Here is a 16,171-nt window from a genome sequence, read left to right as displayed (position 1 = left end):
GGTTGTCGGTCGCCGGGACGCCGGTTCTCAGACGGTGGGCATGATGCCGAGCAGCAGTCCGGCGGCGACGACGATGTAGGCCATGAGCGAGACGGTGCCGGTCGCCAGCAGCGTCGGCCCCTTGGGCTGGCGGACCATCTGGTAGGCGATCAGGCCGGGCACGATGAAGCCGAGGGTCTGGTTGCCGTACAGCAGCGGGAACTCGATCGAGAGCACGATCATCACGGTGGCCTGGAGCAGCACGCCCAGCAGGACCACCGCGGCGAACAGCCGCTTGCCGTAGAGGATCACCAGCCGCTGCATGATCTTGGTGCCCGCGTAGGTGAGGGCGGTGACGCCGACCACCATCGCCGCCCGCTGGAGGTCCTCGATGAGCGTCAGGGCGAGCCAGCCGGGCGTGATCATGCCACCGGGCGACAGGTTGGTGGTCAGGTAGCACAGCAACGAGAAGAACAGGCCGATGGCGATGCCGAGGGCGGCCATCTCGGGGGTCAGGGCGGCGGTGGTCAACGGGGTCTCCGGGCACGGGGTACGGGTGCGGGTTCGGTGCGGGGCGATCGGCGGTCCTGCGCGAGGCGCTGGCCCCGCCCGTGGACGTCAGGAACGGGGAGGCTGTCCCCCGTCGTCTGCCGGGGCGTACCCGTAGGGCTCGTCGGCGTACTGCCATGTCTGCTGGGCCGGAGCGGCGTACGGCCCTTGCTGGTAGGGGGCCGGCTCGGGGTACCCGGCGTCGGGGTACGGCCCCGACGGCTGGGCGGGGATGCGGACCACTGGGATCTCCTGGGTCTGGGAGGCCTGGTAGCGCTCCTCGTAGGCCATGGGGTACGAGGCGTAGGGGTCCAGGCGCGCCGGCTGGGCCGGCGTCGCCGTCGCCGTGGGCCGGTCGGCCTCGGCGGCGGCGGACTCGTCCGCGGGGAGTTCGGCCAGGTACTCCAGTAGTTCCTCGCCCTGGCCGTGGATGTTGCCGATGGCGACCAGGGAGGAGTCGGCGGACAGTCGCTCCAGCAAGGCGGGCATGAACTCCTCGGCCGACCGCCGTTCGCCGCCGAGGTCGATCGCGCGGTCGCGCCACTCGGCGGGGATGGCGTCGATCGCGCTCTTGGCGGGGTGCCCGATGACGAAGACGTGGTCCGGCTTGAGGTCGGGGATGATCTCGCCCATCTGGCCGTTGCGCTCCACACGGTCGGGCCGGCAGTTGATCACGACGTTCAGCGGCCGGTGGATGGCTCCGAGGTCGAGCAGCTGGTTGATGTTCATCAGCGTCGACTCGGGGTCGTTGGCCGCGAAGACGTTGGCGAAGGCGAGCCGCTTGCCCTCGGGCGTCGCGTAACGCTCGACGGAGAGCACGCCCGGGTCCGGCGGGGCGTCGTACATGCCCTGCAGGGCGACCCGCCGTTCCACGCCGAGCAGGTCGGCCACGACGAGGGCGATCGCCACGTTCTCCTTGAAGGTGAACCAGCTGAAGCCGCGCAGTTCCTCGTCGGTGACGGTCTCCGGGTCGGCGTAGACCAACTGGCAGTTACGGGCGTCGGCCTCCTCCTGGAGGATGTGGAAGCGTTCCTTCTCCGCGGTGACGCAGATGCCGTCCTCCGGCATGGAGCGGCACAGCGACCGCGCCACGTCGTCGAGGGTCGGTCCCATCTCGGCGAGGTGGTCCTCGCGGACGTTGCACAGCACGCCGATCGTGGAGCGGATCAGTTTGCTCTGGTTCACCTCCTGCAGGGCCGGCATGACGGCCATGCACTCGATGACGAGGGCGTCGGGCCGGTAGGTGGCGGCCCGGCGCACGATGCCGATCTGCTCCACCACGTTGGCGATGCCGAACTTGCGGTAGACCGGCTCCTCGGTGGCGTCGGGGTGGATGAACCGGGCCGCCGTGCCCGTGGTCTTCGCCACGGTGACCAGATCGCCGCCGCGCAGCGCCCCGGCGCACAGCCGGGTGATGGAGGACTTGCCGCGGATGCCGTTCACCAGCACGCGCGACGGAATGCTGTGCAGGCTGGCGTAGTGCCGGCGCTGTTCCACGATGCCCGCCACGAGCAGCACCGCACTGCCGGTGAGCAGGACGAAGTACAGATAGAGCACGGCTGGGTCACCTTCCCCGAACGCCGGCCTCCGGCTCCGCGAGCCGGCGTGCCTGGGTCTGCTTACGGGCCTGGAGTTGCTGGCGCAGCAGTTCGAGGCTGCGTACGACGGCGCCGACCTCGTCCTGGTAGCGGGGGTACAACACGGACTTGAGGTCGCCGTCGGCCAGCTTCTCCGCGCTGGTGGCCAGGGCACGCATCGGCCGGGCCACGACCAGGTACACCCAGCCGAGGCAGACGACGATCAGCGCGAGACCGAGCAGTCCCGCCAGGACGCTGCGGTCCTCGCGCTGGTACGGGGTGATCTGGAAGTCCTTGGCGTTCTGCCAGCTCACCACGGTCCAGCCGATGTCGGCCGCCACGCCGCCGCCGGAGAACGGGGCGGCCGCGGCGACCGTGGTCCCGCGTCCTTCGCGGATCAGCAGGCCATTCTCGACGGGGCCGGCGCCGGCGTGGACACGGCCGGCCCGGACGAGGTCGGCGAGCGCGTCGCGCGGCAGGTCCTCGAAGGCCAGGAAGCCGTCGCTGGCGGCGATGGTCTCGACCTTGGAGTCCACCACGCGGACCTCGCCGAGCCCGGGCCGCTTCAGCAGCGAGTTGAGGAACTCGACCCGGATCTCGCCGACCAGGGTCATGCCCGTGCGGTCCGGCACGGGCGCCCCGGCCTGGACGACCGGCTTCTTCGCGCCCTTGCCGGCCACCCGGACCAGCGGCAGGTCGTCCGTGTCGGCGAAGCCGGCGCGCGGCTTCTCACCCGCCCGGGCGACGACCTCGCCGTCCTCGTCGAGGAGGTACAGCGCCTGGTAGCGGGTGTGCTCGCGCAAGGTTCTCTCGAGCAGTGCGCGGCCGGTGTCGGCATCGTCGGGGTCGATCAGCCGGGACGTGGAGACCAGGTCCGCCTGTGCCTCGTTGAGGGCCCGGCGCACCCGGTCGGCGACCAGGTCGGTACGGTCGCGCTGATCCGCGACCATGCTGGCCGGGATGCTGACGGAGTCGTCGGTGCGGTTCAGCAGGAGGCCGACGGGCACACACCACAGCAGCAGCAGTACGGCGGTCAGCGCGAGTGGCCCGCGCACCCCGAACCGCCCCTTGACGCGCTGGCGCCCCGCGGGATCACCGGCCGGGCCGCCCAGCTGCGCGCGCAGCTTCTCCAGTGCGGAGCCGACGCGCGCGGCCTCACCCCAGCGGGGCGCGTCCACCGGGCGGGTCAGGTCACCCCGGGCCAGTCGGCGGGACTCCAGGAACAGCCGCAGCAGTGGCCGCTGCACGGTCGCCCACAGCACGGCCGCGGCGAGCAGTCCGAGCACCACCAGGGCTCCGGCCGCCAGCAGCCCGTACAGCTCCCGGCCCGGAGCGGCGGCCTGCTGCTGGACCACGGGCAACAGGGCGACGACGGTGAGCCCGAGGCCCGCGCCGACGCTCTTCTTCTCCTCCGGGTCCGAGGAGGAGAGGGAGGCATAACCGGCCGTGGCGACACGGCCGTTGTAGCTGCCGCCGACCAAGGTCCCGCTGACTCCGGGGTAGCCGCGGGAGCCCGGTTCCCTGGCGCTGACCGGGTCCTGCTCGGTCTCCCGTGCCGCCTGGGCGGACAGCCCGCTCATCTGCTTCCGCAGGAACGCCAGTTCCTTGCGCTCCTGGTCGGTGTTGAGCGCCTCGGACTGTTCGAAGCCTGCGGTGGCGAGGATCTCCCCGCCGGTGGCGACGACCGCCATGGAGCGGAACTGGCCCAGGTTGATGGCGGGCACGGACAGGCTGTTGGAGGCGAGCAGCAACTGCTGCGGACGGTCCTCGAAGTCGAGGACCGCCATGGTCATCAGGCGTACGTCACCGGTCTCCAGCCGCACCATGCGGGGTTTGAGAGCCGTGTCCCCGGTGAGGACGTCCTTGTCCAGCCATCCGAGGGGAATCGTTTCACCCCTGGCGGCCAGCACCTTGCCGCTCTCCAGGTCCAGGACCGTGGTGCCGGTCCACTTCTGGTATGTCTTCCCCAGGTCGGACAGGACGCGCTCGGGCTTCACCGGCGGTCCCGCGTTCAGCGCGGCGGCGGTGCGGTTCAGGTCGGTGACCCGCTCGTCGATCGAGGCACGCAGGGCGATGGCGCCGTCCTGCGCGAAGTGCTGCTGCGAGGAGAGCACCGCCTGCGGTACGGCCTGCTCGCCGGCGGGGCCGAGCACCTGCGCGGTGAGGCCCGCGAGGGCGAGCACCAGTACGCACAGCAGCGCGATCGGGGGACGGACGCCGCCCAGCAGCGGCATGTCCGCGCGTCTCCGGCTGCGCCGCCGTCCTCCCTTCACGGGGCGCACGGCGCGGGTGGGTGTCACCGGTGGTCTCCTCCGGCCTCTCTGGGTGAAGGACGGCCGCGCAAGGACGCCCCTCCCGCGGGAGGGGCAACGGGCCGTCGTTTACAAGACTGTTGGGGAGGGGCGAGGTTGCGTCGCCCGGCCCCGATGCGCTGTGGCGCTAGTCACGCTCCAGCGTGAGCTCCTTCAGGCCGTCGCCGCCCGGCGCCCCGCGGTTGTACAGGAAGCCACGCGTGCGGTCGGCGGCCAGCCGGTAGCGGGCGAGGCGCTCCTCGGACAGGTCGCCCGGCGCGTCGAGGGCCCGCCGCACGTCCACCACCCGGTGGTCCTCCACCGCGCCGGCGGGCGGCTTCTCACCGGTCTCCACCTCGGGCGGGATGTCCACGAGCGTCGTGGCGTAGCGGGCGGAGACGTCCCAGCCGTCGGTCGTCTCACGGAACTCGAACCAGCCGATCGCGCCCTCCTCGGTGAGCCCGGTGGGCGAGGAGTGACGGGCGACCTGGTTGCCCAGGCTGTAGGCGACCCAGGTGCCGTTCACCTTCTGAATCGGCTGCACCGCATGGGAGTGGTGCCCGATCACCAGGTCGATCCCGGTCTCCGTGGTGAGCCGCTCCGCCAACCGCAGCTGGGGGGCGCTCGGTTCGTTGTAGTGCTCGGCCCCCCAGTGGACCGACAGGATGACCACCTCGGCGCCCTTCTCGCGGGCCCGGGCCTCGGCGGCCTTGATCGCGTCCGCGTCGAGCTCGTTGAACGCCCACTTCTCCTTCTCCGGCGTCGGGTGGCGGAACGACATCCAGGAGAACGAGAGGTGGGCGACCTTGACGCCGTTGACGTCACGAATGGCGACCTTCTCCGCTTCCCCCGGCGTGCGGGCGGAGCCCGTGTGTCCGAGGCCGGCCTTGTCCATGGCGTTCAAGGTGCGCCGCACGGCGCCCAGGCCGTGGTCGTAGGTGTGGTTGGAGGCCGTCGAGCAGGTGTCGTAGCCCACGTCCTTGAGCGCCGTCAGGATCTGCGGCGGGACGAGGAACTCCGGGTATCCCTCGAAGGGCCCACGCGGATTCCCGACGGGCGTCTCCATGTGACAGACGGCCAGATCGGCCGTGCTGATGACTGGCTTCACCCCGGCGAGCAGCGGTCCGAAGTCCAGCCCGGCCTCTCCCTTGCCGGTCTTCTTGGCATCCTTGGCGGCCTGATCGACCAACTCGGGGTGGATCAGCACGTCACCGGCGGCGGCGACCGTGAACGAGCGACCGCCCGGCTTCACCTGGGGCGCGGAGGCCGCGGAGGTGCACGCGGTCGTCACGGCAACGGTGGCCACGAAGGCGGCTGCCGCCCGAGCGATCCGGAGAGGATTACGAAGTGTCACCGCATCATGTTCACATGAACCCCACATGTACCATGCGAATAATCGTCACAAGGCAGCCACATTTGGTTCGAATTTTGGCCCAAATGGGAGTCCTCCTGGCCCTGTTCGGCTGCCAGTCGGCTCCCGACCGGTCAACGGACGATTCCATTCCCCACGCCCGGGAGCTGGTGGACCTCCGCAGCAGGATCCTCACGTACACGGCGGGCCTGGAACCCGGCGGCGCGTACGCCCCGCCGGACGACACCCAGCGCGAGCGGGTAGCCGAGGGTGTCGGCCACCTCCTGGACGGCGACGCCACGAAGGCCGAAAGACTCCTCGCCCCCCTCGGCCTCAAGCTCACCCGCCTCACCGACACCGAGTCCGGCCGCAGATACGACGAGATCGCCGCCGCCCGCCCGGGCCGGACCGAACGCTGGGGACGCTTCTACCTGACCGCTGATGCCGACGTCCGCTGGAACGCGCAGGTACCGCACCCGGTCTCCGACCGGGACACGGAACGCCTCGGCGTGCGACTCCTGGAGAACAACCCCGGCGGCTCACTGGTCCTCGCCGGCGCGCACCGCCAGGCGGGCCGGGGCGATGCCGCCGACGTCGCCCACCGGGAGGACAGCGTGTTCCACACCATCGTCGTGGAACTCCAAAAACGCGACGTACCGGGCGTGCAACTGCACGGCTTCGCCAAGAAGTCAGACCATCCCTACGAGGCCGTGCTCTCCACCGGAGCCGCCCGGAGCGCCCTCACCGAGGCCGCCGCCCTGGCGGACGGCATGCAGACCGAGGGGCTCCGGGTCTGCCGGGGCTGGTCGGCCCGCTGCCCCCTGGAAGGCACCACGAACGTCCAGGGCAGGGCCGCGAAGCGCCATCACGCCACGTTCCTCCACGTCGAACTCTCCCCCGACGCACGCGGCGACGGCCCCGACGCCGACGCCGCCGCCACGGCCCTTTCCGGACTGGTCACGACCTGGAACTCCGCCCACCGGTGAGAAAAGGGCGAAGCCGGTCAGCAGCACCCCGACGACGGCAACGACCGCTTGTTCCGCGCCTCCTTGCTGCGCGCGGCGAGCAGTTCGTCGGCCGGGTAGCCGACCTCCTCCAGCGTCAGGCCGTGCGGCCGTACGACGTGCACGGCCGAGTCCCGTACGCCGGCCGCCAGCACCTTCCCCGGCCAGTCGGCCGGCCGGTGCCCGTCGCCCACGAACAGCAGCGCCCCGATGAGCGAACGCACCATGTTGTGGCAGAAGGCGTCGGCCCGCACGGTGGCCGTGATGATCCCTTCGTCGCCCCGCGCCAGGCTCAGCTCCTGGAGCGTGCGGATGGTGGTGGCGCCCTCGCGCTTCTTGCAGTAGGCGGCGAAGTCGTGCTCGCCCAGCAGCCCCCGTGCGGCCTCGTTCATCGCCTCCACATCGAGGGGCCAGTCGTGCCACAGGACATGCCCGCGCAGCAGCGGATCGACGCCCCCGGGGTTGTCGGTGACCCGGTACGCGTAGCGCCTCCAGACCGCCGAGAAGCGGGCGTTGAAGCCACTGGGCGCCTCCCTGAGGGCCCAGACGCGCACGTCCCGGGGCAGCCGCCCGGCGAGCCGCTTGAGCAGCTTCTGGTGGTGCTCGGCCCACACCTCACGCGGCAGATCGACATGGGCGACCTGCCCCCGCGCATGCACGCCGGCGTCGGTACGCCCCGCGACGGTCAGCTCGTACGTCTCCCGCGACCGCGTCACGGTCCGCAGGGCGTCCTCGATCTCCCCCTGAACGGTCCGCCGTCCCCCGGCCTGCTTGGCCCACCCGGAGAACTCACTGCCGTCGTACGACAGGTCGAGCCGGACACGGACATAGCCAGGTGCTGCTTCATCACTCACGAACCAATCCTCTCAAGACACAAAAGCGGGCCCGCTCCTGGAAAGGAACGGGCCCGCCAACGCCCTGAAGGGGCGCGGGGAACTGCGCGACAGGCGACAACAAACCCGCAGCCGCCGACGAACGGTCCCCGGTAGACGCTCAGGCGTCCTTGGACTCCTCGGCGGCGTCCTCGGCCTTGGTCGTGTCGACCTGAGCCTCAGTGGCCTCGGCGTCCTTCGCGGCACGCTTCGTCGCGGCCTCGGCCTCGCCGGTCGCCTCCTGCGCCACCGTCAGCGCCTCGACCAGCTCGATGACGGCCATGGGCGCGTTGTCGCCCCGGCGGTTACCGATCTTGGTGATGCGGGTGTAGCCACCCGGACGGTTCTCGTAGCGCGGACCGATCTCGGTGAAGAGCGTGTGCACGATGCTCTTGTCCGTGATGACCTGGAGCACCTGACGGCGGTTGTGAAGGTCGCCCTTCTTCGCCTTGGTGACCAGACGCTCGGCGTACGGCCGCAGCTTGCGGGCCTTCGCCTCGGTGGTGGTGATACGACCGTGCTCGAAGAGCGACTTCGCGAGGTTCGCGAGGAGGAGCTTCTCGTGCGCGGCGCTGCCGCCCATACGGGCACCCTTGGTGGGCTTCGGCATGGTGTTTCTCCTAGGTGTCTGCCCCGGCCGTATCAGGTACCGGGGTCAGTATCCGAGCGGGCGGTTGCCCGTCGGAGATCCAGCTGCCCCCGAAGGGACAGCTGGAAGGGGCGCGGGGAACTGCACGACCAGCCACAACCGGCCGACAGACACAGTACGGCCTCCCCGCGGAGCGCTCAGTACTGCTCGGTCTCCACGAAACCCGCGTCCGCGTCGTCGTCCGCGCCGAAGGCGTCCGCGGCGGCGGTCGGGTCGAATCCGGGCGGGCTGTCCTTCAGGGCCAGGCCCATGCCGGCCAGCTTCGCCTTGACCTCGTCGATCGACTTCGCACCGAAGTTGCGGATGTCGAGCAGGTCCGCCTCGGAACGGGCGACGAGCTCACCCACGGAGTGGATGCCCTCGCGCTTGAGGCAGTTGTACGACCGAACGGTGAGCTCCAGCTCCTCGATCGGCAGGGCCAGATCGGCGGCCAGGGCGGCGTCCGTGGGCGAGGGGCCCATGTCGATGCCCTCGGCGTCGATGTTGAGCTCACGGGCCAGACCGAACAGCTCGACCAGGGTCTTGCCGGCGGACGCCATGGCGTCACGCGGACGCATGGCCTGCTTGGTCTCGACGTCGACGATCAGCTTGTCGAAGTCGGTCCGCTGCTCGACACGCGTGGCCTCGACCTTGTACGTGACCTTGAGCACCGGCGAGTAGATCGAGTCGACCGGGATCCGGCCGATCTCCTGGCCGACCTGCTTGTTCTGCACGGCGGAGACGTAACCGCGGCCACGCTCGACCGTCAGCTCCATCTCCAGCTTGCCCTTGCCGTTGAGCGTGGCCAGGACCAGGTCGGGGTTGTGCACCTCCACACCGGCCGGAGGCGCAATGTCGGCGGCGGTGACCAGACCCGGACCCTGCTTGCGCAGGTACATCACGACCGGCTCGTCGTGCTCCGAGGAGACGACCAGCTGCTTGATGTTGAGGATCAGGTCGGTGACGTCCTCCTTGACGCCCGGCACGGTGGTGAACTCGTGCAGGACACCGTCGATACGGATGGACGTGACCGCCGCACCCGGGATCGAGGACAGGAGCGTACGACGCAGGGAGTTGCCGAGGGTGTAACCGAAGCCCGGCTCCAGCGGCTCGATCACGAACCGGGACCGGAACTCGTCGACGACCTCTTCGGTCAACGAGGGACGCTGAGCAATCAGCATGTGTGGATCAGATCCTTCAGTCGTGGGCGCCCGCTATTTGACACCCGACGTGAGCCGTCCCCGGCACAAAAGGGACGGGTACTGCAAGGGTACGGGCGATACGGCCCCTTTACGGAGCCGTACCGCCCGGCTGTTACATGTGGGGGACAACCCCCACGCCCCCGGCCGAAAAGCCCGGAGGCACAGCAAGCCCTGAAAGCGCTGGCGTCAGACGCGACGGCGCTTCGGCGGACGGCAGCCGTTGTGCGGGGTCGGCGTGACGTCCTGGATCGAGCCGACCTCGAGGCCGGTCGCCTGGAGGGAGCGGATCGCGGTCTCACGACCGGAGCCCGGGCCCTTGACGAAGACGTCGACCTTGCGCATGCCGTGCTCCTGGGCGCGGCGGGCAGCCGACTCGGCGGCCATCTGCGCGGCGAACGGCGTGGACTTCCGGGAGCCCTTGAAGCCGACGTGGCCGGCGGAGGCCCAGGAGATCACGTTGCCGGACGGGTCCGTGATCGAGACGATCGTGTTGTTGAACGTGCTCTTGATGTGCGCGTGGCCGTGAGCGACGTTCTTCTTTTCCTTGCGGCGCACCTTCTTGGCAGCGCCCTGACGACCCTTGGGGGGCATCTATAACTCCTACGGGAGGTGGTCGGTCCTACAGCGAAGACCGTGGACAGGCGTCCGCTGTGGACTACTTCTTGCCCGGCTTCTTCTTGCCGGCGATGGCGCGACGCGGTCCCTTGCGGGTACGAGCGTTGGTGCTGGTGCGCTGACCGCGGACGGGCAGGCCACGACGGTGACGCAGACCCTGGTAGGTACCGATCTCGACCTTGCGGCGGATGTCGGCCTGGATCTCGCGACGGAGGTCACCCTCGGTCTTGATGTTGTTGTCGACGTACTCGCGGATCGCGACCAGCTGCTCCTCGGAGAGGTCACGAACACGGGTGTTCGGGTCCACGCCGGTGGCGGCCAGCGTCTGCTGGGAGAGGGTCCGGCCGATGCCGAACACGTAGGTGAGGGCGATCTCCACGCGCTTTTCGCGCGGGATGTCAACACCGGAAACGCGTGCCATTCAATGGCTCCAGTTACTTGTCGGAGGTCTTCCGCAGAACCGACTCCCAGCCGCCGTACCAGGTACGAACTGGGTCCCCAGCCTCCGAACCGGGGGTGTCAGGCGAACGCTCGTTCCCCTGGGTCCTGCGTATGAACATATTCAGCTTGCGTCGCGCGAAACCCTGCGATGAATGCAGAGGGATCGGTCGTGCGTCAGCCCTGGCGCTGCTTGTGGCGCGGGTTGTCGCAGATGACCATGACCCGGCCGTGACGGCGGATCACCCTGCACTTGTCGCAGATCTTCTTGACGCTCGGCTTGACCTTCATGTTGAGGTTCTCCGGGTCAGTGCCGGCAGTCCCACCGCACGCGGCGGCAGGGCACAGGCAAGATCTACTTGTAGCGGTAGACGATCCGGCCACGCGTCAGGTCGTACGGAGACAGCTCCACCACGACCCGGTCGTCAGGGAGGATGCGGATGTAGTGCATACGCATCTTGCCGCTGATGTGTGCCAGGACCTGGTGGCCGTTCTGGAGCTCGACCTTGAACATGGCGTTCGGAAGAGACTCGACGACAGTGCCCTCGATCTCGATGGCACCTTGCTTCTTGGCCACGCTTCGCCCTTCGAATCGACTACCTTGATCGACTCTGTGCTGGCGCATGCAGGCATGCGAGTACACAAGAGCCGACGAGTCAGTCTACGACAGGGCCCTCGGAAACACGAATCGAGAGATCTTGCCCCGCGCGACAGATCCTTAAGCGCACCGCGAGGGGGCGCGAGGCGGAGTCGACGTGCGCGCCGCGTGGGCGCGAACAACCCTGCGCGCCCGCAGACGCAGGCGGCGCTCAGCCCAGCGGATCGGGCGCGGCGACGATCCCCAGCTCGGCGAGCTTCGCCTTGCCCCCGTCGGGAGACGTCAGCACCAGCGGGCCCTCCTCCGTCAGCGCGACGGAGTGCTCCCAGTGGGAGGACCAGGTGCCGTCCGTCGTGATGACGGTCCAGTCGTCCTGGAGGACCTCGGTCTTCGGCGTCCCCAGGGACACCATCGGCTCGATCGCGAGGCAGAAGCCGGGCACCAGCTTCGGGCCCTTGCCGCGCCGCCGGTCGACGTAGTTCAGCAGGTGCGGGTCCATGTGCATCTCGGTGCCGATGCCGTGGCCGCCGTAGTCCTCGACGATCCCGTACTTGCCGCCGCCGGGCTTGGGCTGGCGGCGGATGTAGGTCTCGATGGCCCGGGAGATGTCCACCAGGCGGTTGCCCTGCTTCATGGCGGCGATGCCGGCCCACATCGACTCCTCGGTCACCCGGGAGAGCTCGACGAGCTCCGGAGCGTGACCGGAACCCACGAAGGCCGTGTAGGCCGCGTCGCCGTGCCAGCCGTCGATGATCGCGCCGCAGTCGATGGAGATGACGTCCCCGTCCTTGAGGACGACGTCGTCGGAGGGGATGCCGTGGACGACGACCTCGTTCACGGACGTGCAGATCGTCGCCGGGAAGCCGCCGTAGCCGAGGAAGTTCGACTTGGCGTTGTGCTCGGCGAGCACCTTGCGGGCGACCTCGTCCAGATCCTTCGTCGTGGCCCCGGGCACGGCGGCCTCACGGGTCGCCGCGTGAATGGCTGCGACCACCAGCCCCGCCTCACGCATCTTGGCGATCTGCTCGGGGGTCTTGATCTGCACCATGGGAGCTACGGCCTTTCTGGACCTGCGGCGACTGCGGACGCCTTCAACGATACGGGGCCGCTCACCCGACCCCGCCCACACAGCAGCCGCGGCCCCCGAGGGGAACCGCGGCCGTAGCTGCGTACGGACGACTACTTGTCGTCCTCGCCACGCTTGAGCGCCTCCATGGCGCGCGTCGTGACGTCCTCCACCTTGCCGAGCGCCGAGATCGTGACCACCAGGCCCTGGGCCTTGTAGTAGTCGATGATCGGCTCGGTCTGGGTGTGGTAGACCTCCAGCCGCGTCCGGACCGTCTCCTCGGAGTCGTCGTCACGCTGGTACAGCTCGCCGCCGCAGACGTCGCAGACGCCGTCCTTGGCCGGCTGCTTGTACGTCACGTGGAAGACGTGCGAGGAGTCGTTGCGGCAGATGCGGCGGCCGGCGATCCGCTTGACGACCTCGTCCTCGGGGACCTCCAGGTCCAGCACCGCGTCGAGCTGCATGTTCTCGGTCTCGAGCAGCTCGTCGAGCGCCTCGGCCTGCGACACGTTGCGGGGGAAGCCGTCCAGCAGGAAACCGTTCTCGGCGTCCGGCTGCTCCATGCGGTCCTTCGCCATGGCGATGGTGACCTCGTCGGGCACCAGGTTGCCCGCGTCCATGTAGGACTTCGCCAGTTTGCCGAGTTCCGTCTGCCGGCTGATGTTGGCCCGGAACAGGTCGCCCGTAGAGATGTGCGGGATCGACAGGTTCTTGGCCAGGAACGCGGCCTGCGTTCCCTTACCGGCGCCCGGTGGCCCGACGAGGACGATACGCATCAGCGGAGGAACCCTTCGTAATTGCGCTGCTGGAGCTGGCTCTCGATCTGCTTCACCGTCTCGAGACCGACACCCACGATGATCAGGATGCTCGTCCCGCCGAACGGGAAGTTCTGGTTTGCCCCGAAACCAGCCAACGCCATCGTCGGCACGAGAGCGATCAGCCCCAGGTACAGCGAACCCGGCCAGGTGATCCGGTTGAGTACGTAGCTCAGGTACTCAGCGGTCGGTCGGCCAGCCCGGATGCCCGGGATGAAGCCACCATACTTCTTCATGTTGTCGGCGACTTCCTCGGGGTTGAAGGAGATCGCCACGTAGAAGAACGCGAAGAAAATGATCAGGAAGAAGTAGAGGACGATGTGCATCGGGGCGTCCGGCAGCGCGAGATTCTTCTCGATCCAGATCTTCCAGCCGGAGTTTCCACCGGCGAACTGCGCGACCAGGGCCGGGATGTAAAGCAGGGACGAGGCAAAGATCACAGGGATGATGCCGGCCTGGTTGACCTTCAGCGGAATGTACGTCGACGTACCGCCGTAGGACCGGCGGCCGATCATGCGCTTCGCGTACTGGACCGGAATACGGCGCTGAGCCTGCTCGACGAAGACCACCAGGCCGATCACGACGAGACCGACCACGATGACGGTGCCGAACTCGATCCAGCCGCCGGCCAGGGAACCCTGCGTCTTGATGGCCCACAGGGCGGACGGGAAGGTGGCGGCGATCGAGATGAACATCAGGATCGACATGCCGTTGCCGATGCCGCGGTCGGTGATGAGCTCACCGAGCCACATCACGGCCGCCGTACCGGCGGTCATCGTGATGACCATGGTGATGGTGACGAAGACCGACTGGTCCGGGACGATCTGGCTGGCCACCGGGCAGTTCTGGAACAGCGCGCCGCTGCGGGCGGTGGCGACGAGACCGGTGCCCTGGAGAATGGCGAGGGCGATCGTCAGGTATCGGGTGTACTGCGTGATCTTCGCCGTACCGGCCTGGCCCTCCTTCTTCAGGGCTTCCAGACGCGGGATCACCACAGTCAGCAGCTGCAGAATGATGCTCGCCGTGATGTACGGCATGATGCCCAGGGCGAAGATCGTGATCTGCAGCAGCGCGCCGCCACTGAACATGTTGACCAGGCCGAAGAGACCCTGGTTGGCCTGGGCGTTGTCGATACAGGTCTGGACGTTCCGGTAGTCGACGCCCGGGATCGGGACGTGCGTACCGACCCGGTAGACCACGATGATGCCGAGCGTGAAGAGCAGCTTCTTGCGCAGGTCGGGCGTCTTGAACGCCCGGGCGAACGCGGTGAGCACGGTGCCTCCTGCGACCCCCGCGCAACTGCGTCAAGGGTGACGGTCTTGAGGTTCGACGAATAGGTAACGGTCAACTGCCGCTCAGAGTGCCCGAAGTGAAGCACCCTGTGAAAAGAGGGCAGTGCAGGCCACCTTACCGGCGAGACTGCCGCCCTAGGAACGACCAACCGGGGATACCCCATATGTTGGGGTATCCCCGGTCGGGATCACTCAGGTCATCGAGACGCCTGTGGTGTTCAGACGAGCTCGGTGACGGAACCGCCGGCGGCGGTGATCTTCTCCTTGGCGGAGCCGGAGACGGCGTCGACCGTCACCTGCAGCGCCACGGAGATCTCGCCCTGGCCGAGGACCTTGACGAGGCTGTTCTTGCGAACGGCACCCTTGGCCACCAGACCCTCGACGGTGACCTCGCCACCCTCGGGGTAGAGCGCGGCCAGCTTGTCGAGGTTCACGACCTGGAACTCGGTCTTGAACGGGTTCTTGAAGCCCTTCAGCTTCGGGAGGCGCATGTGGAGGGGCATCTGCCCACCCTCGAAGCGCTCCGGAACCTGGTAACGGGCCTTCGTGCCCTTGGTACCACGACCGGCCGTCTTACCCTTCGACGCCTCACCACGACCCACACGGGTCTTGGCGGTCTTGGCGCCCGGGGCGGGACGGAGGTTGTGGATCTTGAGCGGGTTGTTCTCCGCCATGATCAGTCGACCTCCTCGACCGTCACGAGGTGGCGGACGGTGTGCACCATGCCGCGGAACTCGGGGCGGTCCTCCTTGACGACCTGCGTGTTGATGCCCTTGAGACCAAGGGAGCGCAGGGTGTCACGGTGGTTCTGCTTGCTGCCGATGTACGACTTCGTCTGCGTGATCTTGAGCTGAGCCATTACGCAGCACCAGCCCCGGCACGCGCACGCAGCAGAGCCGCGGGAGCGACGTCCTCGAGCGGCAGACCACGGCGGGCCGCGATCTCCTCGGGACGCTGCAGACCCTTGAGGGCCTCCACGGTCGCGTGCACGATGTTGATCGCGTTCGACGAGCCGAGCGACTTCGACAGGATGTCGTGCACACCGGCGCACTCGAGCACGGCACGCACCGGACCACCGGCGATAACGCCGGTACCGGGGGAAGCAGGCTTGAGCAGGACGACGCCCGCGGCCTTCTCGCCCGTGATCGGGTGCGGGATGGTGCCCTGGATGCGGGGGACCTTGAAGAAGTGCTTCTTGGCCTCCTCAACACCCTTGGCGATGGCGGCCGGCACCTCCTTGGCCTTGCCGTATCCGACACCCACGGTGCCGTCACCGTCGCCCACCACGACCAGCGCGGTGAAGCTGAAGCGACGACCACCCTTCACAACCTTGGCGACGCGGTTGATCGCGACGACGCGCTCAACGTACGCGGTCTTCTCGGCGGCAGCAGCGCCGCCGTCACGGCCCTTCCGGTCCCGCCGCTCGCCGCCACCGGCACCGCCACCGCGGCGCTGGGGTCCAGCCATTGGAATTACCTCTCTCTGTTTCCGCTAGCTACGGAACCGACTCAGAACTTGAGTCCGGCCTCGCGGGCGGCGTCCGCCAGGGCGGCGATGCGCCCCGCGTACTGGTTACCACCACGGTCGAACACGACGGCCTCGACACCGGCGGCCTTGGCGCGCTCGGCGACCAGGGCGCCGACCTGCTTGGCCTGCGCGGACTTGTCGCCCTCGCCACCGCGGATCGAGGTGTCCAGGGTGGACGCCGACGCAAGGGTGTGACCCTTGATGTCGTCGATCACCTGGGCCACGATGTGGCGGTTCGAGCGGGTAACGACCAGACGCGGACGCTCCGCCGTACCGTTGATGTGCTTACGGATCCGGATGTGGCGGCGCTTGATCGCGGCGCGCTTGTAGGCGTCGCCCTTAAGGATCTTCTGTCCGTATGCCATGG

The 16,171-nt window shown here is 68.6% G+C and carries 19 protein-coding genes; 1 reads left to right on the top strand and 18 read right to left on the bottom strand.

Features of this window, described 5'->3' with window-relative positions; translation table 11 throughout:
- Positions 1 to 27 precede the first annotated feature (27 nt).
- The 4 genes from ACIQHQ_RS24835 to ACIQHQ_RS24820 form a co-directional block, all read right to left on the bottom strand.
- Positions 28 to 510, bottom strand: a complete 483-nt coding sequence (locus ACIQHQ_RS24835) for a poly-gamma-glutamate biosynthesis protein PgsC/CapC (protein WP_402615126.1) — start codon at positions 508 to 510, stop codon at positions 28 to 30.
- 87 nt (positions 511 to 597) lie between these two features.
- A complete protein-coding gene (gene pgsB, locus ACIQHQ_RS24830; RefSeq protein WP_402615123.1) occupies positions 598 to 2,085 on the bottom strand; it encodes a poly-gamma-glutamate synthase PgsB in 1,488 nt (495 codons plus the stop codon).
- A 7-nt stretch (positions 2,086 to 2,092) separates the two neighbouring features.
- Complete coding sequence (locus tag ACIQHQ_RS24825; protein ID WP_402615350.1) at positions 2,093 to 4,339, bottom strand: HAMP domain-containing protein; 2,247 nt, start codon at positions 4,337 to 4,339, stop codon at positions 2,093 to 2,095.
- A gap of 205 nt (positions 4,340 to 4,544) precedes the next feature.
- Entirely contained in the window at positions 4,545 to 5,702 is a 1,158-nt protein-coding gene (locus ACIQHQ_RS24820; RefSeq protein ID WP_402615121.1) for a CapA family protein, read from the bottom strand.
- Positions 5,703 to 5,833: 131 nt separating this feature from the next.
- Between ACIQHQ_RS24820 and ACIQHQ_RS24815 the strand changes: the two genes are divergently transcribed.
- Positions 5,834 to 6,733 (top strand): hypothetical protein, encoded by a 900-nt coding sequence (locus ACIQHQ_RS24815; RefSeq protein WP_402615118.1) that lies wholly within the window; start codon positions 5,834 to 5,836, stop codon positions 6,731 to 6,733.
- A 17-nt stretch (positions 6,734 to 6,750) separates the two neighbouring features.
- On the opposite strand, the gene truA is transcribed toward ACIQHQ_RS24815, so the two are convergent.
- The 14 genes from truA to rplR all read right to left on the bottom strand — a co-directional run bounded on the left by truA (position 6,751) and on the right by rplR (position 16,169).
- Positions 6,751 to 7,605, bottom strand: a complete 855-nt coding sequence (truA, locus tag ACIQHQ_RS24810; RefSeq protein WP_402615115.1) for a tRNA pseudouridine(38-40) synthase TruA — start codon at positions 7,603 to 7,605, stop codon at positions 6,751 to 6,753.
- A gap of 139 nt (positions 7,606 to 7,744) precedes the next feature.
- Complete coding sequence (gene rplQ, locus ACIQHQ_RS24805; protein ID WP_390987734.1) at positions 7,745 to 8,233, bottom strand: 50S ribosomal protein L17; 489 nt, start codon at positions 8,231 to 8,233, stop codon at positions 7,745 to 7,747.
- A 176-nt stretch (positions 8,234 to 8,409) separates the two neighbouring features.
- Positions 8,410 to 9,432 carry a DNA-directed RNA polymerase subunit alpha gene (locus ACIQHQ_RS24800; RefSeq protein ID WP_003966937.1) on the bottom strand — a complete coding sequence of 341 codons (1,023 nt, stop codon included), beginning with the start codon at positions 9,430 to 9,432 and terminating at the stop codon, positions 8,410 to 8,412.
- Positions 9,433 to 9,639: 207 nt separating this feature from the next.
- Positions 9,640 to 10,044, bottom strand: coding sequence for a 30S ribosomal protein S11 (gene rpsK, locus ACIQHQ_RS24795; RefSeq protein WP_003956432.1), 405 nt, complete (start codon positions 10,042 to 10,044; stop codon positions 9,640 to 9,642).
- Between the two features lie 64 nt (positions 10,045 to 10,108).
- Entirely contained in the window at positions 10,109 to 10,489 is a 381-nt protein-coding gene (gene rpsM, locus ACIQHQ_RS24790) for a 30S ribosomal protein S13 (protein WP_004984507.1), read from the bottom strand.
- A 194-nt stretch (positions 10,490 to 10,683) separates the two neighbouring features.
- Positions 10,684 to 10,797: a 50S ribosomal protein L36 gene (rpmJ, locus tag ACIQHQ_RS24785; protein ID WP_003974245.1), complete on the bottom strand. Its 114-nt coding sequence runs from the start codon at positions 10,795 to 10,797 to the stop codon at positions 10,684 to 10,686.
- A 64-nt stretch (positions 10,798 to 10,861) separates the two neighbouring features.
- Positions 10,862 to 11,083 (bottom strand): translation initiation factor IF-1, encoded by a 222-nt coding sequence (infA, locus tag ACIQHQ_RS24780; RefSeq protein WP_003948620.1) that lies wholly within the window; start codon positions 11,081 to 11,083, stop codon positions 10,862 to 10,864.
- Between the two features lie 232 nt (positions 11,084 to 11,315).
- On the bottom strand, positions 11,316 to 12,152 hold the full coding sequence (gene map / locus ACIQHQ_RS24775; RefSeq protein WP_402615111.1) for a type I methionyl aminopeptidase: 837 nt from the start codon (positions 12,150 to 12,152) through the stop codon (positions 11,316 to 11,318).
- 131 nt (positions 12,153 to 12,283) lie between these two features.
- A complete protein-coding gene (locus ACIQHQ_RS24770; protein WP_402615109.1) occupies positions 12,284 to 12,946 on the bottom strand; it encodes an adenylate kinase in 663 nt (220 codons plus the stop codon).
- Entirely contained in the window at positions 12,946 to 14,259 is a 1,314-nt protein-coding gene (gene secY, locus ACIQHQ_RS24765; RefSeq protein ID WP_402615106.1) for a preprotein translocase subunit SecY, read from the bottom strand. The genes ACIQHQ_RS24770 and secY overlap by 1 nt, the downstream gene beginning before the upstream one ends.
- A 236-nt stretch (positions 14,260 to 14,495) precedes the next feature.
- Positions 14,496 to 14,951 carry a 50S ribosomal protein L15 gene (rplO, locus tag ACIQHQ_RS24760; RefSeq protein ID WP_031141307.1) on the bottom strand — a complete coding sequence of 152 codons (456 nt, stop codon included), beginning with the start codon at positions 14,949 to 14,951 and terminating at the stop codon, positions 14,496 to 14,498.
- Positions 14,952 to 14,953: 2 nt separating this feature from the next.
- On the bottom strand, positions 14,954 to 15,136 hold the full coding sequence (gene rpmD, locus ACIQHQ_RS24755; RefSeq protein WP_005481207.1) for a 50S ribosomal protein L30: 183 nt from the start codon (positions 15,134 to 15,136) through the stop codon (positions 14,954 to 14,956).
- Positions 15,136 to 15,744: a 30S ribosomal protein S5 gene (gene rpsE / locus ACIQHQ_RS24750; protein WP_013001409.1), complete on the bottom strand. Its 609-nt coding sequence runs from the start codon at positions 15,742 to 15,744 to the stop codon at positions 15,136 to 15,138. The genes rpmD and rpsE overlap by 1 nt, the downstream gene beginning before the upstream one ends.
- Positions 15,745 to 15,785: 41 nt before the next feature.
- A complete protein-coding gene (rplR, locus tag ACIQHQ_RS24745; RefSeq protein ID WP_007494754.1) occupies positions 15,786 to 16,169 on the bottom strand; it encodes a 50S ribosomal protein L18 in 384 nt (127 codons plus the stop codon).
- Between the last annotated feature and the right edge of the window lie 2 nt (positions 16,170 to 16,171).

This window comes from Streptomyces sp. NPDC092370 (assembly GCF_044755265.1).
GTDB lineage: Bacteria > Actinomycetota > Actinomycetes > Streptomycetales > Streptomycetaceae > Streptomyces.
Note: the sequence above shows the minus strand (reverse complement) of the source record. Positions and strands in the feature narration are given on the sequence as shown.

Coding starts and splice junctions, on each gene's coding strand:
- ACIQHQ_RS24825 (WP_402615350.1), bottom strand. CDS start 4,339: ATGCCGCTGCTGGGCGGCGTCCGTCCCCCGATCGCGCTGCTGTGCGTA.
- ACIQHQ_RS24815 (WP_402615118.1), top strand. CDS start 5,834: ATGGGAGTCCTCCTGGCCCTGTTCGGCTGCCAGTCGGCTCCCGACCGG.
- rplQ (WP_390987734.1), bottom strand. CDS start 8,233: ATGCCGAAGCCCACCAAGGGTGCCCGTATGGGCGGCAGCGCCGCGCAC.
- ACIQHQ_RS24800 (WP_003966937.1), bottom strand. CDS start 9,432: ATGCTGATTGCTCAGCGTCCCTCGTTGACCGAAGAGGTCGTCGACGAG.
- rpsK (WP_003956432.1), bottom strand. CDS start 10,044: ATGCCCCCCAAGGGTCGTCAGGGCGCTGCCAAGAAGGTGCGCCGCAAG.
- rpsM (WP_004984507.1), bottom strand. CDS start 10,489: ATGGCACGCGTTTCCGGTGTTGACATCCCGCGCGAAAAGCGCGTGGAG.
- rpmJ (WP_003974245.1), bottom strand. CDS start 10,797: ATGAAGGTCAAGCCGAGCGTCAAGAAGATCTGCGACAAGTGCAGGGTG.
- map (WP_402615111.1), bottom strand. CDS start 12,152: ATGGTGCAGATCAAGACCCCCGAGCAGATCGCCAAGATGCGTGAGGCG.
- ACIQHQ_RS24770 (WP_402615109.1), bottom strand. CDS start 12,946: ATGCGTATCGTCCTCGTCGGGCCACCGGGCGCCGGTAAGGGAACGCAG.
- rplO (WP_031141307.1), bottom strand. CDS start 14,951: ATGGCGGAGAACAACCCGCTCAAGATCCACAACCTCCGTCCCGCCCCG.
- rpmD (WP_005481207.1), bottom strand. CDS start 15,136: ATGGCTCAGCTCAAGATCACGCAGACGAAGTCGTACATCGGCAGCAAG.
- rpsE (WP_013001409.1), bottom strand. CDS start 15,744: ATGGCTGGACCCCAGCGCCGCGGTGGCGGTGCCGGTGGCGGCGAGCGG.
- rplR (WP_007494754.1), bottom strand. CDS start 16,169: ATGGCATACGGACAGAAGATCCTTAAGGGCGACGCCTACAAGCGCGCC.